The sequence below is a fragment of the Streptomyces sp. NPDC051219 genome (assembly GCF_040682335.1).
Classification (GTDB): Bacteria; Actinomycetota; Actinomycetes; order Streptomycetales; family Streptomycetaceae; genus Streptomyces.
The window spans coordinates 14,272-40,815 of the sequence record NZ_JBFBAS010000036.1 but is presented as its reverse complement, the minus strand read 5'-3'; the positions used below and the strand labels follow the sequence as shown (position 1 = coordinate 40,815).

General features: G+C 70.8%; 24 protein-coding genes and 1 pseudogene. 19 read left to right on the top strand and 6 right to left on the bottom strand.

The window, feature by feature from the left end; genetic code table 11:
• Positions 1-10 precede the first annotated feature (10 nt).
• From AB0M62_RS28980 to hypE, 12 genes are all read left to right on the top strand, one after another.
• Positions 11-1,792 (top strand): nickel-dependent hydrogenase large subunit, encoded by a 1,782-nt coding sequence (locus tag AB0M62_RS28980; RefSeq protein WP_366077264.1) that lies wholly within the window; start codon positions 11-13, stop codon positions 1,790-1,792.
• A complete protein-coding gene (locus tag AB0M62_RS28975; RefSeq protein WP_366077263.1) occupies positions 1,789-2,415 on the top strand; it encodes a hypothetical protein in 627 nt (208 codons plus the stop codon). The genes AB0M62_RS28980 and AB0M62_RS28975 overlap by 4 nt, the downstream gene beginning before the upstream one ends.
• The gene (locus AB0M62_RS28970; RefSeq protein ID WP_366077262.1) at positions 2,412-3,071 is read left to right on the top strand and encodes a DUF5947 family protein; all 660 of its coding nucleotides are present in this window, start codon (positions 2,412-2,414) and stop codon (positions 3,069-3,071) included. Before AB0M62_RS28975 ends, AB0M62_RS28970 begins: the two co-directional genes overlap by 4 nt.
• Positions 3,068-3,769, top strand: coding sequence for a DUF6084 family protein (locus AB0M62_RS28965; protein WP_366077261.1), 702 nt, complete (start codon positions 3,068-3,070; stop codon positions 3,767-3,769). Before AB0M62_RS28970 ends, AB0M62_RS28965 begins: the two co-directional genes overlap by 4 nt.
• Complete coding sequence (locus tag AB0M62_RS28960) at positions 3,766-5,208, top strand: hypothetical protein (protein ID WP_366077260.1); 1,443 nt, start codon at positions 3,766-3,768, stop codon at positions 5,206-5,208. Before AB0M62_RS28965 ends, AB0M62_RS28960 begins: the two co-directional genes overlap by 4 nt.
• Positions 5,205-5,753, top strand: a complete 549-nt coding sequence (locus tag AB0M62_RS28955) for a hydrogenase maturation protease (RefSeq protein WP_366077259.1) — start codon at positions 5,205-5,207, stop codon at positions 5,751-5,753. Before AB0M62_RS28960 ends, AB0M62_RS28955 begins: the two co-directional genes overlap by 4 nt.
• Before the next feature lie 291 nt (positions 5,754-6,044).
• Positions 6,045-6,440: a hydrogenase maturation nickel metallochaperone HypA gene (locus tag AB0M62_RS28950; protein ID WP_366077258.1), complete on the top strand. Its 396-nt coding sequence runs from the start codon at positions 6,045-6,047 to the stop codon at positions 6,438-6,440.
• 3 nt (positions 6,441-6,443) lie between these two features.
• Positions 6,444-7,250, top strand: coding sequence for a hydrogenase nickel incorporation protein HypB (gene hypB, locus AB0M62_RS28945; RefSeq protein ID WP_366077257.1), 807 nt, complete (start codon positions 6,444-6,446; stop codon positions 7,248-7,250).
• Complete coding sequence (gene hypF / locus AB0M62_RS28940; protein WP_366077256.1) at positions 7,247-9,748, top strand: carbamoyltransferase HypF; 2,502 nt, start codon at positions 7,247-7,249, stop codon at positions 9,746-9,748. Before hypB ends, hypF begins: the two co-directional genes overlap by 4 nt.
• Before the next feature lie 55 nt (positions 9,749-9,803).
• On the top strand, positions 9,804-10,127 hold the full coding sequence (locus AB0M62_RS28935) for a HypC/HybG/HupF family hydrogenase formation chaperone (protein ID WP_366077254.1): 324 nt from the start codon (positions 9,804-9,806) through the stop codon (positions 10,125-10,127).
• Positions 10,124-11,254, top strand: coding sequence for a hydrogenase formation protein HypD (gene hypD, locus AB0M62_RS28930; RefSeq protein WP_366077253.1), 1,131 nt, complete (start codon positions 10,124-10,126; stop codon positions 11,252-11,254). Before AB0M62_RS28935 ends, hypD begins: the two co-directional genes overlap by 4 nt.
• Positions 11,247-12,365, top strand: a complete 1,119-nt coding sequence (hypE, locus tag AB0M62_RS28925; protein ID WP_366077252.1) for a hydrogenase expression/formation protein HypE — start codon at positions 11,247-11,249, stop codon at positions 12,363-12,365. Before hypD ends, hypE begins: the two co-directional genes overlap by 8 nt.
• A gap of 105 nt (positions 12,366-12,470) precedes the next feature.
• Here hypE and AB0M62_RS28920 read toward each other — a convergent pair whose 3' ends face one another.
• Entirely contained in the window at positions 12,471-12,770 is a 300-nt protein-coding gene (locus AB0M62_RS28920; RefSeq protein ID WP_366077251.1) for a hypothetical protein, read from the bottom strand.
• A 490-nt stretch (positions 12,771-13,260) separates the two neighbouring features.
• Between AB0M62_RS28920 and AB0M62_RS28915 the strand changes: the two genes are divergently transcribed.
• Entirely contained in the window at positions 13,261-14,229 is a 969-nt protein-coding gene (locus tag AB0M62_RS28915) for a zinc-binding dehydrogenase (RefSeq protein ID WP_366077250.1), read from the top strand.
• A gap of 49 nt (positions 14,230-14,278) precedes the next feature.
• Here the strand turns inward: AB0M62_RS28915 and AB0M62_RS28910 are convergent, their stop codons facing one another.
• On the bottom strand, positions 14,279-14,497 hold the full coding sequence (locus AB0M62_RS28910) for a hypothetical protein (RefSeq protein ID WP_366077248.1): 219 nt from the start codon (positions 14,495-14,497) through the stop codon (positions 14,279-14,281).
• 346 nt (positions 14,498-14,843) lie between these two features.
• Positions 14,844-16,538 carry a S8 family serine peptidase gene (locus AB0M62_RS28905; RefSeq protein ID WP_366077247.1) on the bottom strand — a complete coding sequence of 565 codons (1,695 nt, stop codon included), beginning with the start codon at positions 16,536-16,538 and terminating at the stop codon, positions 14,844-14,846.
• Between the two features lie 326 nt (positions 16,539-16,864).
• Between AB0M62_RS28905 and AB0M62_RS28900 the strand changes: the two genes are divergently transcribed.
• On the top strand, positions 16,865-17,251 hold the full coding sequence (locus AB0M62_RS28900; protein WP_366077245.1) for a glyoxalase superfamily protein: 387 nt from the start codon (positions 16,865-16,867) through the stop codon (positions 17,249-17,251).
• Positions 17,252-17,323: 72 nt separating this feature from the next.
• Here AB0M62_RS28900 and AB0M62_RS28895 read toward each other — a convergent pair whose 3' ends face one another.
• Positions 17,324-18,535 carry a PP2C family protein-serine/threonine phosphatase gene (locus AB0M62_RS28895; protein WP_366077244.1) on the bottom strand — a complete coding sequence of 404 codons (1,212 nt, stop codon included), beginning with the start codon at positions 18,533-18,535 and terminating at the stop codon, positions 17,324-17,326.
• A gap of 442 nt (positions 18,536-18,977) precedes the next feature.
• Between AB0M62_RS28895 and AB0M62_RS28890 the strand changes: the two are divergent.
• The 5 genes and pseudogenes from AB0M62_RS28890 to AB0M62_RS28870 form a co-directional block, all read left to right on the top strand.
• Positions 18,978-19,147 (top strand): annotated as a pseudogene (locus AB0M62_RS28890) (transcriptional regulator); the annotation flags it as partial.
• A 338-nt stretch (positions 19,148-19,485) separates the two neighbouring features.
• Positions 19,486-20,640: a polyprenyl synthetase family protein gene (locus AB0M62_RS28885; protein WP_366077243.1), complete on the top strand. Its 1,155-nt coding sequence runs from the start codon at positions 19,486-19,488 to the stop codon at positions 20,638-20,640.
• A complete protein-coding gene (gene crtI / locus AB0M62_RS28880; protein ID WP_366077242.1) occupies positions 20,637-22,169 on the top strand; it encodes a phytoene desaturase family protein in 1,533 nt (510 codons plus the stop codon). The genes AB0M62_RS28885 and crtI overlap by 4 nt, the downstream gene beginning before the upstream one ends.
• Entirely contained in the window at positions 22,166-23,185 is a 1,020-nt protein-coding gene (locus tag AB0M62_RS28875; RefSeq protein ID WP_366077241.1) for a phytoene/squalene synthase family protein, read from the top strand. Before crtI ends, AB0M62_RS28875 begins: the two co-directional genes overlap by 4 nt.
• Complete coding sequence (locus AB0M62_RS28870; protein WP_366077239.1) at positions 23,182-24,213, top strand: DUF5914 domain-containing protein; 1,032 nt, start codon at positions 23,182-23,184, stop codon at positions 24,211-24,213. The genes AB0M62_RS28875 and AB0M62_RS28870 overlap by 4 nt, the downstream gene beginning before the upstream one ends.
• A gap of 20 nt (positions 24,214-24,233) precedes the next feature.
• On the opposite strand, the gene AB0M62_RS28865 is transcribed toward AB0M62_RS28870, so the two are convergent.
• Positions 24,234-25,784: an FAD-dependent oxidoreductase gene (locus AB0M62_RS28865; protein WP_366077238.1), complete on the bottom strand. Its 1,551-nt coding sequence runs from the start codon at positions 25,782-25,784 to the stop codon at positions 24,234-24,236.
• On the bottom strand, positions 25,781-26,506 hold the full coding sequence (locus AB0M62_RS28860; RefSeq protein ID WP_366077237.1) for a class I SAM-dependent methyltransferase: 726 nt from the start codon (positions 26,504-26,506) through the stop codon (positions 25,781-25,783). The genes AB0M62_RS28865 and AB0M62_RS28860 overlap by 4 nt, the downstream gene beginning before the upstream one ends.
• Positions 26,507-26,544: the final 38 nt, after the last annotated feature.

Below are 26,544 nucleotides of genomic sequence, written 5' to 3'. Positions count from 1 at the left end.
GGCACACACGATGGCAACGACGACAACGGCCGGCAACGGCAGCGGCCTGGTGGAGATGGCCTGGGATCCGATCACCCGGATCGTGGGCAGTCTCGGTATCCACACAAAGATCGACTTCAAGCAGAAACGGGTGGCGGAGTGCTACAGCACCTCGTCCGTCTTCCGCGGCTACAGCGTCTTCATGCGCGGCAAGGACCCCCGGGACGCGCACTTCATCACCAGCCGCATCTGCGGCATCTGCGGCGACAACCACGCCACATGCTCGGTGTACGCACAGAACATGGCCTACGGCGTGCGGCCCCCGCACCTGGCCGAGTGGATCATCAACCTCGGTGAGTCCGCAGAGTACATGTTCGACCACAACATCTTCCAGGAGAACCTGGTCGGGGTCGACTACTGCGAGAAGATGGTCCGCGAGACCAACCCGGGCGTCCTGGAACTGGCCGAGCGCACCGAGGCCCCGCACGCCGGAGACCACGGCTACCGCACGATCGCCGACATCATGCGCTCGCTCAACCCCATCGAGGGCGAGTTCTACCGCGAAGCCCTCCAGGTGAGCCGCTACACGCGGGAGATGTTCTGCCTGATGGAGGGCCGCCATGTGCACCCGTCCACGCTCTACCCGGGCGGCGTGGGCACCATCGCCTCCGTCCAGCTCTTCACGGACTACCTCACCCGCCTCATGCGCTACGTGGAGTTCATGAAGCGCGTAGTCCCCCTGCACGACGACCTGTTCGACTTCTTCTACGAGGCCCTGCCCGGGTACGAGGAGGTCGGCCGCCGGCGCGTCCTCCTCGGCTGCTGGGGAGCGCTCAACGACCCCGAGTACTGCGATTTCACTTACGCCAACATGACCGACTGGGGACGGCGGATGTTCGTCACCCCGGGCATCATCGTCGACGGCAATCTGATCACCAACGACCTCACCGAGATCAACCTCGGCATCCGGATCCTGCTGGGCAGTTCCTACTACGAGGACTGGGAGGGCCAGGAGCAGTTCGTCACCCGCGACCCGCTCGGCAACCCGGTCGACCCACGTCACCCCTGGAACCAGCACACGATCCCCGCCCCCCAGAAGCGGGACTTCAACGGCAACTACAGCTGGGTGATGGCCCCCCGCTGGTTCGACGGCAAGGACTACCTGGCGCTCGACACCGGCGGTGGCCCCATCGCCCGTCTGTGGTCGACCGCGTTGTCCGGCCTCGTCGACACCGGGTACGTCAAGGCCACCGGCAACAGCGTGGTCATCAACCTGCCGCGCACGATGACCAAGCCCGAGACCCGCTTCGAGTGGAAGATCCCGCGCTGGAGCAACGCGCTGGAACGCAACCGTGCCCGCACCTACTTCCAGGCCTACACCGCCGCCGTGGCGCTGCACTTCGTGGAGAAGGGGCTGGAGGAGGTACGCGCCGGACGTACCCAGACGTGGGAGAAGTTCGAGGTGCCGGACGAGAGCATCGGGGTCGGGTTCACCGAGGCCGTACGCGGTGTCCTCTCGCACCACATGGTGATCCGGGACGGGAAGATCGCCAACTACCACCCCTACCCACCGACCCCGTGGAACGCCAGCACCCGGGACAGCTACGGAACACCCGGCCCGTACGAGGACGCCGTGCAGAACACGCCGATCTTCGAGGAGAACACGCCGGAGAACTTCAAGGGCATCGACATCATGCGCGCCGTGCGCAGCTTCGACCCCTGTCTGCCGTGCGGCGTCCACATGTACGTGGGCGGGGGCAAGACCGTGCAGAAGATGCACGTGCCCACCGGCCTGAGCGGCCTGGCCGGATGAGCGCGGCAGCCGACACCGCCGCCCGGCCGGCCCACGCGCCGGCCAGGCCGGTGAACGCGGAGCAGGCCGGGCGGCGCGTAGAAGAGGTACTCGACCGCCTGACCGACGGCGGCGACCAGGAGGCGTGCGTCGCGGCCGAGGAACTGGTGCGCGTCCTGATGGACTTCTACGGTGCCGGACTCGCCCGGATCGTCGCACTGCTGGACGTCCCCGCCGCCAGGACACCCGGCGGCGGCGCCCTGGGCGGGCTGCTGGCGGATGAACTGGTCTCCAGCCTCCTGGTCCTGCACGACCTGCACCCGGAGGACACCACCACCCGGATCTCGCGCGCCCTGGACAGCGTCGCCGGCCACACCGTCGAGATGGTGAGCTTCGACGACGCGACCGGCACGCTTCGCCTTCGGTCCGCCGCCGGCTCGGGCTGCGGCTGCCCGTCCACGGGCGCGGCGGCCCAGCAGGCCGTCGAGGACGCCCTCACGTGCTTCGCGCCGGAGGTGACCAAGGTCGAACTGGACGCGGCGGCCGCCGCGGACAAGGAACCGGCCCTGCTCCAGATCGCGACCCGTCCGCCCACCGGCGGCCCCGTCGGCGCCTCCGGACCGGCCTCGGCGAAGGCGCCGTGAGCGCGCCCCAGGTGTGGCCGCAGCCCCCCGCGCAGGTCCGGGGGCTGCGCCGCTTCCTGACCGAGCGTCCGCCCCGCCCGGAGCGGTGCGAGCTGTGCGGGGTGGCTGTCGCCGACGACAGCCACCGCCACCTCGTGGACACGGACAAGCGGGCGCTGGCCTGCGCCTGTATCCCGTGCGCCGTCCTGTTCGAGCAGCCGGGAGCGGCCGGCGGCCGCTTCCGTACGGTTCCCGACCGCTGTCTCGCCGACCCCGGTCACCAGCTCGACGACGGCGCCTGGGAACTCCTGCAGATCCCTGTCAGCGTCGCCTTCTTCTTCCGCAACGCCGCGCTCGACCGGCTGGTCGCGCTCTACCCGAGCCCGGCCGGCGCCACCGAGAGCGAGCTCGACCCGTCGACCTGGCAGACCGTACTGGGCGGCACCCCGCTGGCCGAACTGCTCGAACCCGATGTCGAGGCGCTGCTGTTGCGCCGCTCCGAAGGCCGGACCGAGTGCTATCTGGTTCCGATCGACATGTGCTACGAACTGGTCGGGCGGATGCGGCTGCTGTGGCAGGGCTTCGACGGCGGGGCCGAGGCCCGGGCCGACTTGGAGGCGTTCTTCGAGCTAGTCCGGCAACGCGCCCGGACGGTACGGCAGGAGTACCGGCCGTGACGGAGTTCTCCTTCACCTGTACGGGTGTACGCGCCGACCAGCACGCCGCCGGCCCCACCCTCGTCTTCCGGTTGCGCATCACCGCGTCAGAGGGCGCCCGGGTGCACGCCCTCGCCCTGCGCTGCCAGATCCGCATCGAGCCGGCCCGGCGCGGTTACGAGGCCGCGGAGGCCGACGGACTCGCGGACCTGTTCGGTGAGCGCTCGCGCTGGGGCAGCACGCTCCAGCCGGTGCAGTTCGCACAGGTCCCGCTCATGGTTCCGGGCTTCACCGGAGAGACGGAGACCGACCTTGTGGTGCCCTGCACCTACGACATGGACATCGCGGCGACCCGGTACTTCGGCGCGCTCTCGGCCGGCGAAGTGCCGTTGCTGATGCTCTTCTCCGGTACGGCATTCACCGGAGCCGGCGGCTTCCACGTCGAGCCGGTGCCGTGGGACCGGGAGGCGTCCTACCGGATGCCGGTGGAGGTGTGGCAGGAGATGGTCCAGCAGCACTTCCCGGGCTGCGGCTGGATCAGGCTTCCCCGCGACACCATGGAAGCCCTGCTCGCGTTCCGTTCGCGGCGGGCGCTGCCGTCCTGGGAGGCGACGCTCCGCGTACTCCTGGACGCGGCCGGCCCTCCTGACCCCCAGCCGCCGGCCCGTGCTCTGTCCGGCGCCGCACTGCCGCGACTCACCGAGAGGACAGCGCCGTGACGACAGCCGTGTTCACCCCGGAGACGGAGTCCCGCCTCACCACCGCCCGTCAGGTGGCGGACGCCGTGCTCTTCGAGGGCTACGTGCTGTACCCGTACCGGGCGTCGGCGGCCAAGAACCGGCTGCGCTGGCAGTTCGGGGTGCTCGTACCGCCCGCCTGGGGAGCCACGTGCGAGGAGCACGAATTCCAGCACACCGAATGCCTGTTGGAACCGAAGGCAGGCGCGACCCTCTCGGTCCAGCTGCGGTTCCTGCACGCACAGCGGCGGACCGTGCAGAAGGCCTGCCCGGACGGGACCTTCGAGACGGTGCCCGAACTGCATCTCGACGACCGTGTACTGGTCCCGTGGGACGAGGGCGCAGAAGAGCGCGTCGAGGTGGTCACCACGGTGGCCGAGCTGGCCGGTGACGGCGTGACCGTCCCCTTCACCCGTCCCGCCCGCGAGGAGACCGAACCCGTCCTCGACGCGGCCGGCCGGCAGGTCGGGCGGCTGATCCGCCGCTGTGAGGAGATCACCGGTGCCGTGCGGCTGTCGGCGCGTGAACTCGACGGCCCCTACCGGGTGATGCGGCTGACCGCGGTGGTGGAGAACACCAGCACGTGGAAGCCGGAGAGCGAGACCGCCGACCGCGACGCCGCGCTCCCGCGCTCGCTGGTCGCCTCCCACCTCCTGCTGTGCCTCAGCGCGGGCTCCTTCCTCTCTATGACCGATCCGCCCGAGTGGGCCACGGGAGCGGTCGCGTCCTGCCGGAACCTGCACACCTGGCCGGTCCTCGCCGCCGAACCCGGCCGCGCGGACCTGATGCTTTCCTCCCCGATCATCCTGGAGGACCACCCGGCCATCGCCCCGGAGAGCCCCGGAGCGCTCTACGACGCGACCGAGATCGACGAAATCCTCGCGTTGCGCACGGCGGCTCTCACCGACCAGGAGAAGCGCGAAGCCCGCGGGACCGACGAGAAGGCGGCCGCCGTGATCGACCTGGCCGAGTCGATGCCGGCCGAGGTGCTGGAGCGTCTGCACGGCGCGGTGCGAGCCCTCCGGGAGATCACCGAACCGGGCGCGACCGGGTCGCGGCCGGGCCCCCCGGAAGTACCTGAACTCTCCGACGCGCACGGCGTCGTCCGGCCGGACACTCCGTGGTGGGATCCGGCGGGCGACGACAGCGTCGACCCGGAGCGCGACCAGGTCATGGTCGACGGCCGGCCGGTGGGCGCCGGCAGCCGCGTGCTGCTGCGGCCCGGCCTGCGCCGCACCGACGCCCAGGACCTGTTCCTGCACGGGCGAAGCGCCCAAGTGGAAGCGGTACTGCACGACGTCGACGGGGGAGTGCACCTGGCGGTGACCGTGGAAGGCGATCCGGGTGCCGACATCCGCCGTGAGCAGGGCCGGTTCCTGTACTTCCAGCCCGACGAGGTTGCACCCCTGGAGGACGCGTGAACCTCCCTCCGCGGGCGAGCGCCCGGACCCTGGTCGCGGGTGTCGGCAACATCTTCCTCGGCGACGACGGCTTCGGCGTCGAGACCGTGCGCAGCCTGTCAACGCTGGGGCTGCCCGAGCACGTCGAGGCCGTCGACATCGGCGTACGCGGCGTGCACCTCGCCTACCAGCTGCTCGACGGGTACGACACGCTCATCCTGGTCGACGCCACCGCACGGGGCGGCGCCCCCGGAACCGTGTACCTGATCGAGGCCGATACGCCCGGCGGTATCGAACCGCAGGAGGCTCTGCTCGACGGCCACCGCATGTCCCCCGACGCGGTCCTGGCACTGCTGGAAACCCTGTGCGCCGGCACCGGCGGCATCCCGCCGCGGCGCATGCTGGTGGTGGGGTGCGAACCCGCCTCCGTCGAGGAGGGCATCGGGCTCAGCCCGATGGTGGCGGCCGCGGTGCCGGAAGCCGTGCGACTGGTCTGCAGCCTGATTCTGGAAGGCGAGAAGCGAGCATCCGTCCCACCCGCCGCGGCCGGCCCGGCCGCGAAGTGAGGAGAAGGTCATGAAGAAGTCCATCATCGGCGGCGCCGCCGCGGCCACTGCCGTCGCCGCCATCGTGAAGCAGATCCTGCCCGACATCAGGCGCTACCTGCGTATCCGCAGGATGTAACGCGCCCCCGCCGCTGTCGGCGCTGCACCGCCGGCCGCTGCACCGAACGGCGTACCCGGACCATGAGCCCGGCGAGCCGGTACGCCTGCGCAGGAACACCGCCGTGTAATGAAGCCGAGCAGGCCGACCGCGTGGCGGTCGGCGGGGATCGGCCGGTGCCGGGACGGAGACCCATGCACGAGATGTCCATCGCGATGGCCGTCGTCGGCCAGGTCGAGGAAGCGGCGGCGGCCGCCGGGGGTGTCACGGCGGTCACGTCCGTACGACTCCAGGTCGGAGAGCTCGCCGGAGTCGTTCCCGACGCCCTCGCCTTCTGCTTCGAACTGGCCTGCGCCGGAACCGTCCTGGAAGGCGCCGAACTCGTCGCGGAAGCCGTGCCTGGCCGCGCCCGCTGCGCCCCCTGCGCCAACGAATGGGCGGTGGGCCTGCCGCCGCAACTGTGCTGCCCGGGATGCGGCGGGGCGACCGCCGAGCTGCTCTCGGGCCGCGAGCTGCAGATCGTCAGCGTGCACTGGCAGGACGGCCAGGAGCACGCACGCCCCCGCGAACCGATCTCCGAGGAGCGCTGAACCATGTGCCGTGTTGTCGACCTGCAGCAGGCGGTACTCGCCAAGAACGACGCAACCGCCCAGACCCTGCGCGCCGAACTGGCCGCACGCGGCACCACGGTCGTCAACCTGCTCTCCAGCCCTGGGAGCGGCAAAACCGCCCTGCTGGAACGGGAGCTGCTTGTCGCGCGTGAACGGGGAGTGCCGGTCGCCGCGCTGACCGCCGACCTCGCCACCGAGAACGACGCCGTCCGGCTGGCGCGCTCCGGCGTACCGGTCAAACAGGTTCTCACCGACGGGCTGTGCCACCTGGAAGCCGGGATGCTGGGCCGCCATCTGGAGGCATGGCTGCCGGAGGGCACCCGGCTGCTTTTCGTGGAGAACGTCGGCAATCTGGTTTGTCCGGCCTCCTACGACCTGGGTGAGTCCTTGCGAGTCGTCCTCGCCTCGGTGACCGAGGGCGAGGACAAACCCCTGAAGTACCCCACCGCCTTCGGCCTGGCCCACCTCGTGGTGGTCACCAAGACCGACATCGCCGGCGCCGTCGAGTTCGACGAAGCGGCGTTCCGCGCGCATGTCCAGCAGGTCAACCCGGGCGTGGAGGTGCTCCTGACCTCCGCACGCGGGGGCGAGGGCGCGGGTGCCCTGCTCGACCGGGCGATGGCGGCGGCGGACGGCGGCGCAGTCCATGCGCCGGTGATGGCCCGGCAACAGCGCGAACCCCACCACCACGAGGACGGCACGCACACGCACACCCACACGCATTCCGGTCCGCACGAGTCGCTGACCCTCACGGCCGCCCCCGGCGCCGTGACGCAGACCCGCTCGTGATCAGTCCACGGACAGGCATCGCAGTCGTCGAGGCGGTGCAACGCCGACGGGTCACCGTCCGGGGAGTCGTACAAGGTGTCGGGTTCCGGCCGTTCCTGTACACCCTGGCCACGGGGCTGGATCTGGCCGGTCATGTCACCAACACCGCCGAAGGGGTCGTCGCGGAGGTCGAAGGCGCAGCGTCCGCCGTGGCCCGGTTCTGCGACCGGATCGCCACAGAGGCGCCCCCGCTGGCGGTAGTTGAGTCCGTCGACCACCAGGAGGTCCCTCCCGCGGGCGGTGCCGGGTTCGCCATCGCCGCCTCCCGGTCGGAGGGACCCGCTCGCACGCTCGTCTCCCCGGACGTGGCCACCTGCGCCGACTGTCTCACCGAGCTGGCCGACCCGGCCGACCGGCGCCACCGCCACCCCTTCATCACCTGCACGCACTGCGGGCCGCGTTTCACCATCGTCACGGGCCTGCCGTACGACCGGGCGCACACGACCATGGCCGGCTTCCCCATGTGCCCGGACTGCGCCCGCGAGTACGCCGATCCGGCCGACCGCCGCTTTCATGCGCAGCCGGTCGCCTGCCCCGCCTGCGGGCCCCGGCTGCGTCTCCTCCTGCCGGACACGGATCTCGGCCGCCCGCCCTGCCCCGTATCCGGCTCGGACCCCGTCGCGGAGGCCCGCAGGATGCTGTCCGGCGGCGCGATTCTCGCCGTGAAGGGCCTCGGCGGCTACCACCTCGCCTGCGACGCCACCGACACCCGGGCCGTGGCCCTGCTGCGCCGCCGCAAGGCCCGCGGTGACAAGCCCTTCGCCCTCATGGTCCGGGACATCGCCGACATCGAACACCTCGTGCACGTAAACGCCGAGGAGCGGACCCTGCTGACCGGCGGCGTCCGGCCCGTCGTCCTGCTGCGTCGCCGTGCCGGCGACGGTCCGGCGCGGCCGGGAGCCCTGCGGCCGTCCGACGCCGTCGCCCCGGGCAGTCCCGACCTGGGCGTGATGCTTCCGTACACGCCCTTGCACCACCTGCTGCTGGGCCTGGCAGGCGACTCTCCGGGTCCCCGCCTACTCGTCATGACCAGCGGAAACACGGCCGGCGAGCCGATCGTCACCGATGACGCGGAGGCACTGGACCGACTTGCCCACCTGGCCGACGCCTGGCTGACGCACGACCGTCCGATCCACGTGCCGTGCGACGACTCGGTGGTGCGCGTGTGCGACGGAGAACGGCTGACGGTGCGCCGGGCACGTGGCTACGCGCCCCTGCCGGTCGCCCTGCCTGTGGACGTCGGGCCGTCCCTCGCGGTGGGGGGCGACCTGAAGAACGCGTTCGCTCTCGCCGAGGGGCGCAGGGCCTGGTTGTCCGCACACATCGGGGACATGGACGACCTCGCCACACAGCACGCCTTCGAGCGTGCCGAACGGCAGCTGGAGACGATCACCGGGGTGAAACCCCGGCTGCTGGCGGCCGACCGGCATCCCCGGTACCGCTCCGGACAGTGGGCCGAGCGCCACGCGGAGGGCAGGGAGGTGGTCCGCGTGCAGCACCATCACGCCCACGTCGCGGCCGCCATGGCCGAACACGGCCTGGACGGCAGCCGGCCGGTGATCGGCGTCGCGTTCGACGGCACCGGCTACGGCGACGACGGCGCGGTGTGGGGCGGGGAGATCCTGCTCGCGGACTACGCCGGCTTCACCCGGTTCGGGCACCTCGCGTACGTCCCGCTGCCGGGCGGTGACGCTTCGGTACACCGGCCGTACCGTATGGCGCTCGCGCATCTGCGAGCCGCGGGCATCGACTGGACGGCGGACCTGCCCTGTGTGGCCGCCTGCCCTCCCGAGGAACTCCGGTTGCTGGAGCGCCAGTTGGAAAGGAATCTCAACTGCGTTCCCACCTCGAGCATGGGCCGGCTGTTCGACGCCGTCTCCTCCCTTGCGGGCATCTGCCACCGGGCCGGCTACGAAGCGCAGGCAGCCGTCGAGTTGGAGGCCGCCGCGCTGGTCGCCGCCGGCCATGACGAGGCAGGATGCGGCGATGCGGGGCACGACCGCGGGGGGCACGAGGACGCGGTGCAGGAGGCCGCGCACCAGGAGAACGCGCGGCAGGAGGACGCCGGCTATGCGTTCGCGCTGCGCCCTGTGGCTACGGGCGGCCACGCCGCACTGGCGGCGGACGCCGCCCCCGTACTGGCAGCGGTCGTCGACGACGTGCGTGCGGGCACCGCGGCGGCGCTCATCGCCGCACGCTTCCACCGGTCGGTGGCCGGCCTTGTCCGAAGGACCTGCGCCCTCGCGCGCGAGCGGCACGGGCTGGACACCGTCGCGCTGACCGGCGGGGTGTTCGCCAACGCCCTGCTCTCATCCATCTGCGCCGGGGCGCTGCGGGAGGACGGCTTCACGGTCCTGCGCAACCACCGGATTCCCCCGAACGACGGGGGCCTGGCGCTCGGTCAGCTCATGATGGCCGCCCGCACCGCAACAGAGCGCGGGCGTGGCCCCGCGGACTGACGCCCGCACCCCGGCACGGGCCGGGTAAGTGATCACCCACAGCGAGGAGAAGCCCATGTGCCTGGCGGTACCCGGCAGAGTTCTGGACATCGAGGAACGGGACGGCACCCGAATGGCCACCGTCGACTTCGGCGGCGTGGTCAAGGACGTGTGCCTGGAGTACCTGCCGGACCTCCAGGTCGGCGAATACGCCATCGTCCACGTGGGATTTGCCCTGCAGCGCCTGGACGAGGAGTCGGCCAAACAGACGCTCGAGCTGTTCGAGACTCTCGGAATGCTCCAGGAGGAGTTCGGCGATCCGTGGGAACAGGCCGCGGAGGCGAGCGGATCCCCGCTGCCCACCGCCGTCGGTGACACACCGCAGGAGGCACAGCAGTGAAGTACATCGAGGAATTTCAGGACCCCGACCTGGCGCGGCGCCTGCTCGACGACATCCACGCCACCGTGACCAGACCGTGGGCCCTGATGGAGGTCTGCGGGGGACAGACGCACACCATCATCCGGCACGGAATCGACCAACTCCTGCCGGACCAGGTGGAACTGATTCACGGACCGGGCTGCCCGGTGTGCGTCACTCCGCTGGAGGTCATCGACAAGGCGCTGGAGATCGCCTCCCGTCCCGAGGTGATCTTCTGTTCGTTCGGCGACATGCTTCGTGTCCCCGGTACCGGCCGCGACCTGTTCCAGGTACGCAGCGAAGGCGGAGACGTGCGGGTTGTCTACTCCCCGCTCGACGCCCTGCGGGTCGCGCAGCAGAACCCTGAGCGCGAGGTGGTGTTCTTCGGGATCGGCTTCGAAACGACGGCGCCTCCCAACGCGATGACGGTATATCAGGCGCGCAAGCTCGGGATCCCCAATTTCAGCCTGCTGGTGTCACATGTGCGGGTACCCCCGGCCATCGAGGCGATCATGCAGTCCCCGAGCTGCCGGGTCCAGGCCTTCCTGGCAGCCGGCCACGTGTGCAGCGTGATGGGTGTGGGGGAGTACCCGGAACTGGCCGAACGGTTCCGTGTCCCGATCGTGGTCACCGGATTCGAGCCGCTGGACATCCTGGAAGGCGTGCGCCGGACCGTCCTGCAACTGGAACGCGGCGAACACAAGGTGGACAACGCCTACCCCCGTGCCGTCCGGCCGGAAGGAAACCCTGCCGCCCAGGCGATGCTGGAGGACGTGTTCGAGGTCACCGACCGCGCCTGGCGGGGCATCGGCGTCATCCCCCGGAGCGGCTGGCGGCTCTCCTCCCGTTACCGGGACTACGACGCCGAGTACCGCTTCTCGGTCACGGGCATCGACACCCGGGAGCCTGCCGAATGCCGAAGCGGTGAGGTTCTGCAGGGCCTGCTGAAGCCTCATGAGTGCGAGGCCTTCGGCACCATCTGCACACCCCGAAATCCGCTGGGAGCCACCATGGTCTCCAGCGAGGGCGCATGCGCCGCCTACTACCTCTACCGGCGGCTCGACATCGCGACCGCATCTCTGGATCTGGAGGCGAGCCCCGTTGTCTGAGACCACCCGAGCGCCGGTCGGAGCCGACACCGACACGACGAAGGCCCGCGACGAGCGCCGGGCACCCGACCTCACGGCGTGGACCTGCCCGGCCCCGCTCCGTGACCAGCCCCGGGTGGTGATGGGCCACGGCGGTGGCGGCGCCATGTCCGCGGAACTGGTCCAGAACGTGTTCGCGCCCGCTTTCGGCGGGGATGTGCTCTCACAGCTGGGCGATTCCGCGGCGGTCTCCCTGGGCGGCGTCCGGCTGGCCTTCTCGACCGACTCCTTCGTGGTGCGGCCGCTGTTCTTCCCCGGCGGCAGTATCGGCGACCTCGCGGTCAACGGCACCGTCAACGACCTGGCCATGAGCGGTGCGCGGGCCGCCTACCTGTCCTGCGGGTTCATTCTGGAGGAAGGCGTCGAGCTCGCGGTTGTCGCACGCGTGGCGGAGTCGATGGGAGCCGCCGCGCGCGCCGCCGGCGTCGAAGTGGCGACCGGCGACACCAAGGTCGTCGAAGCCGGTCACGGCGACGGGATCTTCATCAACACCGCCGGCATCGGCCTCATCCCGGCCGGCGTCGACCTGCGTCCGCAGCGCGTCGTCCCAGGAGACGTCGTGATCGTCAGCGGGACGATCGGCGTCCACGGCGTCGCGATCATGAGCGTCCGCGAGGGCCTGGAGTTCGGCGTGGAGATCGAAAGTGACTGCGCCGCCCTGGGCGGCCTTGTGGAAGCCATGCTCGCGGTGACTCCGGACCTTCACGTCCTGCGCGATCCCACCCGCGGCGGGCTGGCCGCCGCCCTCAACGAGATCGCGGCGGCCTCCGGCACCGGCGTCGTCATCCAGGAGCGCAGCGTGCCCGTCCCGTCCGCCGTGGCCAATGCCTGCGCCGTCCTGGGCCTCGATCCGATGTACGTCGCCAACGAGGGCAAGCTGGTGGCGTTCGTCCCCCGAGAGCATGCGGAGGCGGTCCTCGACGCCATGCGAGCGCATCCGCTGGGTGCGGGCGCGACGGTGATCGGCGAAGCCGTGGAGGCGCACCCCGGCATGGTGGTGGCCCGCACGGGCCTGGGCGGCACACGAGTGGTCGATCTTCCGATCGGGGAGCAGCTGCCCCGGATCTGCTGACCACCAGCCCGTGCCGGGCGGCGCACATGGCGTGGCGGCGGCTCCTCGAGCCGCCGCCGCGCGGCGGACATTTCCGGAAAGCGCCGACGACTGCGCGCGTGGAACCTAACCGTTCCTGGGCTGCCCGGAGGGATCCTGCGGGTCCACGCCGGTAAAGGCCTCGGCGTCCTTGGTACCGCTGGGGCGCTGCGAGCGACCCCTGCGCCCGGTTTCGCGCCTACCCTCTTCGTCGCTCTCCTTGGCGTACTCCTCGCCCCGCCGGCTGTCGCTCTCGGCGACGGTGCCCGGAGGAGGATTCTTCTCCTGGCGGGAGACCTTCCTGCCCGAGCCCTTTCCGGGAGCGTGCTCCTCGGTATGGAACGAGCGATGGGCGCTCGGGTTCTCTTGCTGACGTGTCTCGTCCACATCAGGGGCCCATCCGTGCTGCTCGGTCCCCTGGTGCCGGCTCGGACCCTCCCCGTGCGAGGGCTGAGATGACTTCGGCTTTTTCGCCATGACCTGGCCTGCCTGTCCTGAGTCTGTGATGGCGCACGACTGTGTCGCCATCCCGCGGCTAGTCGAATACTCCCACTTACTGACAAGCCGGTCACTTCGGGCACGCCTGGGCAGGTGGTGCCGGTGAGGAGTGCGGTCGCCGCGCATGGCCGCAACTGCTGTCAGGGCTGTCCTACGGCGGCATGGATGCGAGGCCCGGCCGGTTCTGGAGGCCGCCGCCGCGCCGCAGCGGCGGTCTCCAGAACCGGCTCTCGCCCCGGCCTCTGATCGCTTGGGCCCTCGCGGCGGTCGCCGACGGATTTCCTGGCGCCTTGACATCAACCTTGGTTGAAGTTTGAGACTGAAGCCCTGACCGAGCGGCTGGTACTTCCGGTCGCGACCGGATTGAGGGGAGAATTGCATGCGTGCGATCCGAGTGGCCGAATACGGGGGTCCCGAGGTTCTGGTGCCGGCGGAAGTGCCGGACCCGGTGGCGGGGGACGGGGAGGTCGTGGTCCGGGCGGAGGCCGTGGACACCATCTACGTCGAGACGCAGATCCGCGGCGGCAGGGGCGAGGCCTTCGGCATCATCCCGCCCTACGTGCCAGGTGGCGCGGCCGCGGGGACCGTTGTCTCCGTCGGGCCGGGCGTGGACCCGTTCTGGACCGGCCGCCGGGTCCTGGCCGGGGCCGGAACGCGCGGTGCGTACGCCGAACTCGTGCGCACCGGCGTCGACCGGCTGGTACCCGTACCCGACGGCCTCGGCCTGCGGGAGGCAGCCGCTCTCGCGCACGACGGCGTGACCGGCACCGGCATCGTGGAGGGTGTCGGCATCAAGCCGGGCGACCGGGTGCTGATCCTGGGGGCCGCGGGCGGCATGGGCACGCTGCTGGTCCAGCTCGCGCACTCGGCCGGGGCGCAGGTCGTCGGGGCCGCGCGGGGCGCGAAAAAGCTCGCGCTGGTCAAGCGGTTGGGCGCCGACGCCGTCGTCGACTACTCGGAGGACGGATGGACCGAGCAGGTGCGGGAGGCGTTCGGCGGGCTCCCCGTGGACGTCCTGCTGGACGGGGTCGGCGGCGAACTCGGCACCGACGCCTTCGGGTTGGTGGCGGACGGCGGACGCGTATCGGCCCATGGCGCGTCGAGCGGCGATTTCGCGGAGCTCGACGAGGAGACCGTACGGGCGCGGGGCATCGTCCTGCGGGGCATCGAGCATGTGCAGTTCGAGGCGCCTGAGATCGTACGGCTGGCGACCCATGCCCTCACCGAGGCGGCAGCGGGGCGGCTGCGGCCGGTGATTGCACGGGAGTTCCCTCTGTCCCACGCGGCGGACGCCCACCGGGCGATCGAATCCCGCTCGGTCCCGGGCAAGGCCCTGCTCATCCCGTGACCGTTGTCGACCGGTCAGGCGCCTGGGTTTTCATCCGGCTGGGCAGCCGTCAGCGGTGACGCGGTTGTTCACCTCCTGCCCGGCCTCCCTCGAGGAGGGTGCGCAGGTCGACGATCCGACAGCCGCGGGCCTGCACGGCGTCGATGATCTCGGGGAGGGCTTGGGCGTCGATGACCGGGCCGGTGCCGGGGGTGCCGACGTGTATCTGAAGAATCGCTCCGGGGATGAGCGCGTCCAGGGCGCGGGCGGCGGCCTTCTCGACGGTCATGCCGTTCGCGCCCCCAGGTAGCCGTTGGTGTCGTCGAAGGTCAGCGAGACCACCGGTCGCGTGGTGGGAATCCGCCGGATCGTCATGCCGAAGAGCTGTTCCAACGGTCCCTGGTCGGCGCCGGCCGCCATAGGGCCGTGCGCCCCTGCATCCGCGCGTGCCGCAGCCGAGGCCGATGCCTGGGCCAGAGCCGCGGCCGGTCCGGAACCGTGGGGCAGGCAGCCGCGCCTTGGCAGCCGGGTGACGGGGCAGCCGCCGGCGCCGGGTCCCGCGCTGGGGACCCGGCGCCTTTCCGAGCCGCCGCGCACTGCGCGGTCGGGCCCCGGGGTCAGCGATGCGAGCGACCTCAGAAGGTCAGGTTCCAGGCATCGATCTTGCCGGCGTCCTGGGCAGCGATGTCGCGTACGCGCAGCTTCCATGTACCGGCCGCTGTCTCGGCCGAGGCGTCGACCGTGTAGGTCTTGCTCACGTTGTCCGCGCTGTCGCTGTTCGGGAAGTCCTCCAGCAGGTGGACGGTGCCGTCCGGGGCCACCAGCGAGACGATGAGATCGCCGCGGTAGGTGTGCTTGATGTCCACACCGACCTTGAGGGCAGCGGGAGCGTTTCCACTCACGCCCGTGACCGCGATCGGGCTGTCCACCGTGGCGCTGTCGGCGATCGTCACGTCGGTCAGGGTCTCGAAGTACCTGCCGGGCGGCTGGGTACCACCCACCGCCTTCAGCGCGTCGACCTGGCCTTCACCGAAGAACGCGTTCTTGGCCGTCGTGCCCGTGCACCGGCTGTCGGACGGGCAGGCCGTGTCCACGGCCTGCCCGGCCAGCCCGGCCCGGATGTCCGCGGGCGTGTACGTGGGATTGACACTCGCCAGCAGCGCCGCGACTCCCGCGACGTGCGGGGAAGCCATCGATGTGCCGTTCATGTTGCCGTACTTGCCGCCCGGAAGCGTCGAATACACCCCGGAGGAGCCGTCACCGCCCGGCGCCGCGACGTCGATGACGCCGTTGCCGAAGTTGGAGTACGACGCCTTGACGTTGCCGTTGCCCATGGCCGCGACGGTCACGACGCCCGGGAGTTCGGTCGGGATGTCGATGCAGGCGTTGGTGATGGTGCGGGTGACCGGGGTCGAGTCGTTGGGACTCGATGAGTCGGTCCTCTTGTTGGCCAGGTCGTAGTTGGAGTTGCCGGCGGCTGCGACCTGCAGGGAGCCCTTGTTCTCGGCGTACACCTGGGCGCGCTTGACGCCCTCGATGATGGCTGCCTGGTCGATGTTGTCCGGGCAGTTGAACATCCACGGGTCGGTGTAGTAGCTGTTGTTGGTCACCTTGAAGCCGTGGTCACCGGCCCAGACGAAGCCACAAATGGTGTTTTCCGCAAAGAACATGCTGGTGTTCGGCTCGGCAATCCGGACGGATGAGATCTTCACCCCCGGCGCGACGCCGATGACCCCCTTGCCGTTCTTGGCGGCTGCGATGGTGCCCGCGACGTGGGTGCCGTGCGTGCCCACGTCCCGCCACGCCCCGGCGCGTGTGTCGGCCTTGCCGTAGGCGCAGGAGACCGAGTCGGCCGCGTTGAAGTTCGGTGCGAGGTCCTGGTGCCGGTCATCCATGCCGGTGTCGAGAACGCCGACCTTGACCGTGGACGAGCCGGTGGTCACGCCCCACGCCTGGTCGGCCTTGATCTGGGTCATGTCCCAGCGGTTCGACTCGGTCAAGGTGGTCGTGGACTGCGCCGGGTTGGCCGGCAGCGCGGGGTTGTAGGCGTCGGCCGGTACGTCGGAGGTCCGGGTCGCGCCGACCTGCTGGACGCCGCTGACGCCCCGCATGGTGGCGGCGAACGCCGTGGATGTCGAGTGGGCCACGACCACGCCTATCGCGTCGTAATGAGCGAAGACCGTGCCGCCGTTGCTCGTCACTGCCGTCCGCACGGCGGATGTGTCACCCGGTGTGGTGATGACGAGGTACGCGCGGGTGCCTGCGGCCCACGACGCCGAAGGGGCCGACGGAGCGGCGCCGGCGAGCCCGGCGGGGGACAGGAGAGCCATAGTCGCGCCGAGGGTGGCAGCGGCTAGGACGGAGCGTCTGAGCCGGCCGGATACGAGGGGAAACAATGCGTCCTCCGAAAGGTCCGCCGGCGCTGGTGGCATCAGTCGGACCATGTGATGAAAAGGGGTGGACGCAAGATCTCAGATACTCACCCGCGAAGGGAAGTGCCTTGGCCTGCAGGTGACTTCATGAATGTTCGCCGCACGCGCAATATCCGCTGGACCGAGTGCGGTCGGGCGTTGGGGCGCGGGGCGGGGAGATTCTGACCTCCCGCAAGGCCAGGACGTCCGGGAGGACGACCGGGACGGCGCTAAGGTGCGGTCCCATGGTGCATGTACTGGGCAGCAGGATTCTGCTGCGGCCGAGCGACATCGAGCGATCGCGCGAGTTCTACGGGGAGGCGCTGGGTCTGGCCGTCTACCGGGAGTTCGGCACCGGGCGCGAGCGCGGGACCGTGTACTTCCTGGGTGGCGGCTTCCTCGAAATCTCGGGCCACTCCGGCGAATCTCCCTCGTCCGCCGTCCGGTTGTGGATCCAGGTGGCGGATGTGACCGCGGCGTACGAGGAGCTGCGGGGGCGAGGCGTCGAGGTGCTGCGCCCGCCGAAGACGGAGCCGTGGGGGCTCGTCGAGATGTGGATCGCGGATCCGGACGGTGTGCGCATCGCAGTGGTCGAAGTGCCGGCGGACCACCCGCTGCGATACCGCCCTTGAACTGAGAACGCAATAGCGAGAAGGGCATTCACGGCGGAGCAGGCGCGGGGCGAGCGGCAACAGCGGCTGAGATCACGGTCCCGGCGGTTGCCCGGAATGGCCGTGCCATTGGCAAAGAAGCACTGTGGCGTCGTCGTTGAGCTTTCCGTCGTGATGGTCGAGTACGGCCCGGATGAGCCGGCGCAGGGTTTCGGGTACGGGCAGGCCGTCTGCTTGATGGCGGATGATGAAGTCCACGAAGTGCTCACGCCCGAACTCGTTTCCGTCCGCGTCGCGGGCTTCCGTGATGCCGTCGGTGTAGAGCAGGAGCCGGTCGCCGGGCTCCAGCTGCTCATGGCACACCGTGATGGGCAGTGCGAGGTCGGTGCCCAGTGGGTGGGTGGGCCGGCAGCCCAGGTTGGTTGGCCAGCGCCCGCCGCGGATGAGGACGGGAGGGTGGTGGCCGCAGTTGAGCCACGTGAGCAGGCCGGTGCGCAGGTCCAGGTCGGCGAGGATCGCGGTGGTGTAGCGCGAGCGGGTGAACTGCTCGATCAGTACCTGCTCGATGACGTCGCGTGCCTCGGTGAGGCTGGCGCCCCGGCGGCGTTGGTTGCGGCATGTGGCCATGGCGAGGTTGGCGGTGAGCCCGGCGGCGGTGTCGTGTCCCATGGCGTCGAAGACGGCCAGGTGGGCGGTGTGGCCGGCCAGGGCGTAGTCGAAGGCGTCCCCCGCCGTCTCGTAGGCAGGCTCCATGGCGGCCGCGATGGTCACGTGTCGGTTGGCGAACGCCCGCGGCGGCATCAGGGTCCACTGCATCTCGGCGGAGACAGACATGGGACTGATACGGGAGAGCCGGGCGAACGAGTCACTATTGGGGCGCTTGGACACCAACAGCATGGCGACGAGCGACGCGAGATCCTCCATGGTCTCCTTGTCGTCGTCGCTGGGATCGTCGTCGGTTTCGACGCGGAGTGCGCCCAGCCGTTCGGTGCCGTCCAGAATCGGCAGCCAGTGCTGAGGGAAGCCGTCGACGGACGCGGACAGTGTCTGACTGCATTGGAAGACACGCCCCGGCAGGGTGGCGTCGATACGGAGCTCCTGTCCGCCTTGGCCGGCGTCGGCTCCTACGCCGGTCACCTCCCGCAGTACCTCCTGCTGCAGGTCGGCCACGAAGATGCGCACGCGGCGCAGACCCACCTCGTCCGCGTGCTGGGCCACGAGCGCCGGCAGCTGCTCGAAGGTGCTCAGGTGACTGGCGCGCAGGAGAGCCCGGACCATCCGGGCGGAGTCGTGGAGTGACGCCATGGCGAGCCCCATCACAGCGGGGCGACTCGCGTCCGCCCGCCGACCGCATCTACGACAGGGCAGCGGTCCTGCTCCACGGCGGACGGAAACGAGAGGCCGGAGGAGACTGACAGCCCCAGCGTAGTCCCGGGCTCCCTGCATCGGCTCGGCACGGACGGACCCCGGGGCCGGACCCCCTACGTGAGAGCTACGTGACAGGTACGCTCCCGGGCGGGACGCCGACCACAGGGCCTGATCCATGACTTCGGTACCGGAAGCACACACGACATCCGGACGGAAGGAACGACCCGCATGGCGTCCCGCACGCGCAACAGATTCATGTGCCGCGTCCCGCTCGCCGTGCTCGTCGCACGGCCGCTATCGGTGCCGGTGCCGGTGCCGGTGCCGGTGCCGGTGCGGTCCGCCGCGCGGCTGTTCCGGCGCCCGCACCCGCCGTCCTCGCCCCGCCGAGGCGCTCCACGGTGAGGTACGCCGCATCGGCCCGTCCGGGGTGGTGCTGTGGGCCCAGTCACGGTCGACCGCCGACCGCGCGCTGGTGCACTTCGTCTCGGGCGTCGAGTGGGGCTGCGGGGAGCCAGGAAGCACCCGTCCGTCCTGCTGGCAGGTCCAGGACCTCGACCGGAACGCCGGCTCACCGTTGACGGCCTGCCCGAGGACACCGCAGCCCGTTCGAGTGGCCCCTGATGCTGCGATGTCGTCCCTGTGATCGACTGGATCGGAGATCTTGCAGCCTTCGGAATCACCCGCCGCGCATACGAAAGACCTGTCTCGGATGAATGACTTGCAACACCGGCCGACCGACTCGGAGGACCGTGATGCACCGGACCGGGTTAACCCCATCCGACTCCCCCCTGCGGCGCGCCGGTGAGCACGACGCCGATCGTGACGCAGCACACGCACCCGACGCGGTACATGCGGTACATGCGGCCGACACCGACGTGAGCGGGGCGGTGGGGCACACGCTCGAGGAGCTCCTCGCGGATCGCGTCGCGCAGGCCACCACCGTCGACAGCGTCTTCACCCGGGACGTGGCCGAGCGCGTCTCACGTTTCACGCTCGACGGCGGCAGGCGCATGCGGTCCCAGTTCCTGTGGTGGTCGATGCGCGCCTGCGGAGGCGCGGGGCCGGAGATGCGCGCCGCGCTCCGTACATCAGCTGCGCTCGAGCTCATCCAGACCTGCGCGCTCATCCACGACGACGTCATGGACGGTTCGTCCCGCCGCCGCGGGCGGCCCTCGTTCCACGCCCAGATGGCGGCCCAGTACCCGGAGTCCGTACGCCGTGGTGTCCGGGCGAGCCCCTTCGCGTCGTCCGCGGCGATCCTGGCCGGTGATCTGGCGTTGGCCTGGGCCGACGACGTCATGGCCGAAACCGAGTTCCCCCCGGGGACGCGCCGGCGAGTGCTGGACATCTGGCGAACCATGCGCACCGAGATGGTCGCGGGGCAGTATCTGGACCTCCACGGCCAGACAACGGGCTCGCGCTCAATCGCTCAGGCCATTCGTACGGCGTACCTGAAGACCGCCCTGTACTCGGTCGAGCGCCCCCTGGCGTTCGGCGCCGCGCTGGCCGGAGCAGACACCAGGACGACACAGGCCCTGTGCTCCGCGGGCCGTTGTGCCGGCATCGCCTTTCAGCTGCGGGACGACCTCGACGGGGCGTTCGGCGACTCCCGGCGCACGGGCAAGCCGTCCGGGGACGACATCAGAGCGGGAAAGGTCACCTATCTGGTGACGGTCGCCAGAGCCAGAGCCGAGGCGCGGGCGGACAGCGACTCGCTCGCCGTACTCGACAGCATGCTAGGTGACTCCGGCCTCTCGCCGGGCGGCCTGGCACGGGTACGGGCCGTACTGGTCGCCACCGGGGCGCGGAGCGTCGTGGAGAGCAGGATCGAGCGGCTTCTCGCCCTCAGCTCCCGGCACCTCTCCGACATCGGGCTGCCCCGTCCCGCGTCCCGGCGGCTGAGTGGCCTGTTGTACGCCGTCGCCGCACAGCCGGCGGGCGAGGAGTTGCCGCCGGACCGTCGGTGCTCGGCCGACGGCACACCGGCCGCGCTCCTTCTTGCCGGCGCCAGTGCCGGCCCAGTGGACGGGGCCCGGCGTTGAGAACGGTCAGGGGGCGTACCGACCATGTCGTGGTGGTCGGGGCGGGGCTCGCAGGCCTTTCCGCCGCCCTGCACCTGCTCGGTGCCGGGCGCCGTGTCACGGTCGTCGAGCGTGGCACGCTGCCCGGAGGCCGCGCGGGCCGCATCACCCGAAGTGGCTACCACTTCGACACCGGACCGACCGTCCTTACCATGCCCGATCTGGTGGAGGACGCGCTTGCCGCTGTCGGTGACAGCCTCGCCGACAGGCTGGAACTGATCGACCTGCACCCCGCTTACCGGGCCCGGTTCGCGGACGGCAGCTCTCTCGACGTACACACCGGCGCAGACGCCATGGAAGCGGAGATCGAACGGTTCGCCGGCCGGCGCGAGGTACTGGGGTACCGGCGCCTGCGCACCTGGCTCGAACAGCTCTACCGGGCCCAGATGCGGCGGTTCATCGACACCAACTTCGACTCGCCCTTCCAACTGCTCAACTCCGACCTCGTCCGGCTGGCCGCGCTCGGCGGCTTCGGGCGCCTCGACTCCCGGGTGGGACGTTTCATCACCGACGAACGGCTGCGCCGGATCTTCTCCTTCCAGGCCCTGTACGCCGGCGTGCCACCGTCCCGCGCTCTGGCGGCGTACGCCGTCATCGCCTACATGGACACGGTGGCCGGGGTCCACTTCCCCGTCGGGGGCATGCACGCCCTGCCCCGTGCGATGGCCGACGCCGCGTCGGACGCGGGCGCCACATTCCGCTACGGCCATGACGTCACCCGGCTGGAGCGCATGGGGGAGCGCATCACGGCCGTGGTCACCGACCAGGCGCGCATCCCCTGCGACGCCGTTGTACTGACCGCCGACCTGGCCGTCACCTACCGCCTGCTGGGCCGCCGTCCACGACGTCTGCTCGCACTGCGCCATTCGCCCTCCGCCGTCGTCCTGCATGCCGGCTCTGCTCGCAGCTGGCCGGAACTGGCCCATCACACCATCTCGTTCGGAGCAGCATGGAAGAGAACCTTCCGTGAGCTGACCCGTACCGGACGGCTGATGACGGACCCCTCCTTCCTCATCACCCGGCCGACAGCCACCGATCCGCTCCTGGCGCCCCCGGGACGCCACGTGCATTACGTTCTGGCGCCCTGCCCCAACACGGATGTCGGCCCAACCACCCAGCAGTGGGAGCAACTCGCACCCCGCTACCGCGTGAGCCTCCTGCGTGAACTCGAGCGCCGTGGACTCACCGGATTCGAATCGGCCATCGAAGAGGAGTGCCTGGTCACGCCCGTGGACTGGGCCGCCCAGGGACACGCCGCCAGTACACCGTTCTCCGCATCCCACACCTTCGCGCAGACCGGGCCCTTCCGGCCCCGCAACCTCGTGAACGGTACGGAGAATGCCGTCATCGCCGGGTGCGGCACCACCCCCGGTGTCGGCGTACCCACCGTCCTCATCTCGGGAAAGCTCGCTGCCGCGCGGATCACCGGTACGCGCCGCACCCGCCCACGCCCGCCCGCCCACCGCGGATCGAAGGGCAGGCCCGTATGACCCGCCGAGAACTCGACGCCGCCGGTATCACGGACCCGGGTCTGCGCGACGCCTACACACGCTGCCGACAGCTCAACGCCCGGCACGGAAAGTCGTACTTCCTCGCCACCCGCCTGCTCCCCATTGAACGACGGCCCGCCGTGCACGCCCTCTACGGGTTCGCCCGCTGGGCCGACGACATCGTCGACGACCTCCACAGCGAGGCGACCGCCGCCGAGCGCGCCCACCGGCTCCGGGCGCTGTCGGACCGGCTGGACAACGGCCTCCGGCGGGGCCGCAGCCCCGAACCCGTCGTACACGCCCTGGCCCACACCGCTGACCGCTACGGCATCGACACTCAGTACTTCGCCGACTTTCTGTTGTCCATGCGGAGCGACCTCGACGTGACCGACTATCCGACTCTGGACGACCTGCGCCGCTACATGCACGGGTCGGCGGCCGTTATCGGCCTTCAGCTGCTGCCTGTGCTGGGCACGGTCGTCCCCCGTGACGAGGCCGCGCCGCACGCGGCGGCGCTCGGCGTGGCGTTCCAGCTCACCAACTTCTTGCGCGATGTGGGCGAAGACCTCGACCGCGGGCGTGTCTATCTGCCGGCCGACTTGCTGGCGGCCCACGGCGTGGACCGTGAACTGCTCCTGTGGAGCCGCGACACAGGACAGCGCGACCCCCGCATCACCGCCTCACTCAAGGCCGCCGCCCGCCTCACCGAGGGCGTGTACCGGGAGGCCGCCCCCGGCGTCGCGATGCTCGAGCCCGCCTCCCGCCCCTGTATCCGCACCGCCTTCGTCCTCTACAGAGGCATCCTCCGGGCGGTCGCGGACGACGGGTACGCCTCAGTGCACCGCCGCGCGGCCGTTCCGCCGCTGCGCCGGGGCGTTGTGGCGCTCGACGGTCTGACCAGGGTGCTGGCCGCCCGGATCAGGCAGCGACGCGCTGCGACAGGGCCGCAGCGGGCCCCGTTGACGGCGCCGCCCACGCCGCCCACCGAGAAGAAAGTGGAGGAGAAGGCCGCATGACGTCCTCACCCGGCCCGAGCCCCCGCCGCTCCCGCTACCCCCTAAGGCTGCGTCGCGGGACCAGCGCCTGGGAACGGCAGCGCCCGACGTGGCGCGACGCCGGCCCTGCCGTGATCGACGGAGCGCTCAAACGTGCCCTCGCCCGTCCGTCCGGCAACTGGTATGTCCTCGGCGATGCCCGCGACATCGGACAGGACGCGGCCTCGGGGTGGACCGTCGCCGGCGTGGAAGTGGTCGCCTGGCGTGACGCGGACGGCCGGCTGATCGCCGGTCCCGGGGCCTGTCCCCACCTGGGAGCGCCGCTGAGGACCGGCCGCGTCCGTTGCGGAACCCTCATCTGCCACTGGCACGGACTCGCCCTGGACGGGCGGCCGTTCGGGGGGTGGGAACCCTTCCCCGCCTACGACGACGGCCTGCTGGCCTGGGTGCGCCTGGACCAGGCCGGCACGGAGGAGCCCCTGGACAGCCCGGTCCTGACGCCCCGGCCACGCCCGCACAACACGATCACGGCCGTGCACACGCGAACCGGTGTCTGTGAGCCCGAGGACATCGTCGCCAACCGGCTCGACCCCTGGCACGGCGCCTGGTTCCACCCGTACTCCTTCGTCGACCTCACCGTGCGCGACGTGCCCTCCTCCGTTGCCGGGCGCGCGGAGGCCGGCCGTGACGCGTTCACCGTCGAAGTGTCCTTCAAGGTCGCCGGCCGCGTGGTCGTTCCGGTCACCGCGGTCTTCACCGCGCCGGGACCCCGCACGGTCGTCATGCACATCGCCGAAGGGGAAGGCGAAGGCTCGTTGGTGGAAACCCATGCCACGCCTCTCGGGCCGGATGCGCACGGCCGCCCGCGCACCGCGGTGGTCGAAGCGGTTGTCGCTGCCTCCGACCGCCGTGGCTTCGCCGCCGCCCGGGCCGTCGCACCCGTACTGCGGCCGCTGATGCGGGCTGCCTCGGGCCGCCTGTGGCGCGACGACCTGGCTTATGCGGAGCGCCGTTGGGAACTTCGCAGCACCGGCCGGTTCCCCGGCTGACCGTCCGGCTCCGTGGCCGGTCAGACCTTTCCCAGCCACGCCAGCGCACGCAGCGGGGCCGACCGTCCCCGGACGGGCACCGTCCACAGAGCCTGCCCCTGAACCCCCCACCGCTCCAACAGCGCATTCGCGGCGAGGAACCCGCTCGTCGCCGCCCGCTCCATCAAGGCGACGGGCAGATCCGTCCGGACCATGTCACCCGCGACCATGAGCGCCGGATCCGGAGTCCGTACGGTCGGTCGTTCGTGGTATCCGCCCACATGGAACAGCGGGCAGTCCTCGCGCCACTCGTGCCGTTCGTCCACCACTTTGGAGTCAACGGTCTCGGGATACACCTGCCGCAGCCGCGCGAGCAGGCGGTCCTGCACCGCGCCCCGGTGGCTGCCCGGACGTACGGCGTAGGCGTGCAGCTCGACCACCGAACCGCCCGTGCGCAGGGCCCACCGGTGCGCCTCGTCCTCCCACCGCTCCAGCACGCTGACGTTGTCCAGATCGCCGTAGCCGCTCGTGCCCAGGAAGCCGGGGCGGTCCGCGGCCACCGGCCGGTCCAGCCAGAAGCGCGACACGAGGAACGGAGGGGTGGTGCGGAGCCGGGCGATCCGCTCCCGCCAGGTGTGGCTGCCCAGGCCCGGCGACGCCGCCACCAACTGCCGCAGTCCCGCCGTGTCCAGGGCCAGCACCACAGCGTCGTGCCGGACCGTACGGCCCTCGGCCGTCACCTCCAGGGAGCCGTCGGCCACCGGCCGCACTGCCCCCACCGGCGTGTCCGTACGGAGCCGGGTGCCATGGCCGTCGAGATACCGTGCCAGTGGCTGCCACAGCGCCTGCGGGAACGGCTCACGCGGGACATCGAAGAGCAACCCCTCGCTGGAGCCGAGGAAGTAGATGTGAAACATCAACGCCAGCTCAGCGGCCGACAGTTCCCGCGGGTCTGCGAAGAAGCTGCGGGAGAAGACCTCGAACGCCAGGTGGTGAGCGGCTTCCGGGAAGCGGATACGGGCCAGGAAGTCCGACGCGCTGATCCCGTCGAGCCGCGCGTAGATCTCCGGGACCCGCACGTCCAGCAGCGGGAGCGCAGCCCGTGGGTTCATGCGCAGCAGGTCCCGCCATCCGAACGACGGGCTCTGCGCGACAAACCCGAGCGCACTGAGCGGGGGCGTGCGCGGTACCCGCGCGAAGCTGTCGTACATGCCGCCGCTGTGCCGGAGCGGATAGTCGGGCAGGCCGGTGAGGGTGTGCAGTCCGGGGTCCGCACGACGTAGCAGCGCCCGCAGGTTGTAGTACTGGCGGAAGAAGGCGTGAAAGCCGCGGCTCATGGTCGCCGCGGAGCCGTCGGCCAGTTCGACCGGCCACCCCGCCAGTCGTCCACCGAGCGTGCCCTCGCGTTCGTACAGCGTGACACCGACACCCCGCTCGGCGAGGACGGCGGTGGCAGCGAGGCCCGCGATGCCCCCGCCGACGACTGCGACGCGCGGCGCCGGTTCACTTACGCACCGCAGGCCGGGCCGGGCAGGCAGGACGCGCGCCCGCCCGTCGCGTCCGGGACTCCGTGCCTTGCTCCGTCCGGTCACGTCCCCTCCCCGGTGGAAGGCGGCACCTGGGCCACGAAGGTGTGCGTGATGCCCGTCTGCCAGCCCGGCAGCGGCAGGACCCGCACCCCCGAGAAGCCGGCCCCTTCCATCCGCGCAGCGAAGGCGCGGGCCGAGTCGAAGCCGACGACACTTCGCCACAGATGCTCGTACAGCGCCGCGTCTCCCGTGCGCCGGCCGGCCGGCATCACCAAGCCCTTGCACACCGCTGTCCAGACGGCGCGATGCGCCGCATGTCCACTGAGCGCGTACTCATGGACGCAGATGCGTCCGCCTGGTGCCAGCACCCCGCGCACCAGCGCGAGCACTCTGTCCGGGTCCGAGACATTGCGAAACAGGTACGCGGCGAAGACAGCGTCGAACTGACCTGCCACGCCTGCCTCGCTGAGCCGCTCCGCGGGCGCACGGACGAAGGAGACGTTGGACGGCCAGGACTTGGCGCGCGCCCGTGACAGCATGCCTGCCGAAGCGTCCACCGCCGTGATGTCCGCACGGGGTGCGACGGCCAGCAGAGCGGCGGTCGACGCTCCCGTGCCGCATCCGAGGTCGAGCACACGCATACCGGCCCCGCCGTCCGTCAGCCCGAGCCGCCTGGCGGAGCGCCTCAGATGACCGTGGTAGCCGGGGTTGACCGCGACCATCCGGTCGTAGGACGAAGCGGCGTGATCGAACGCAGCCGACAGGTCGGCGTCACGCAATGACATGAGGTCCTCTTCGGGTGGGGGAAGAGTGGGCCGGCCGA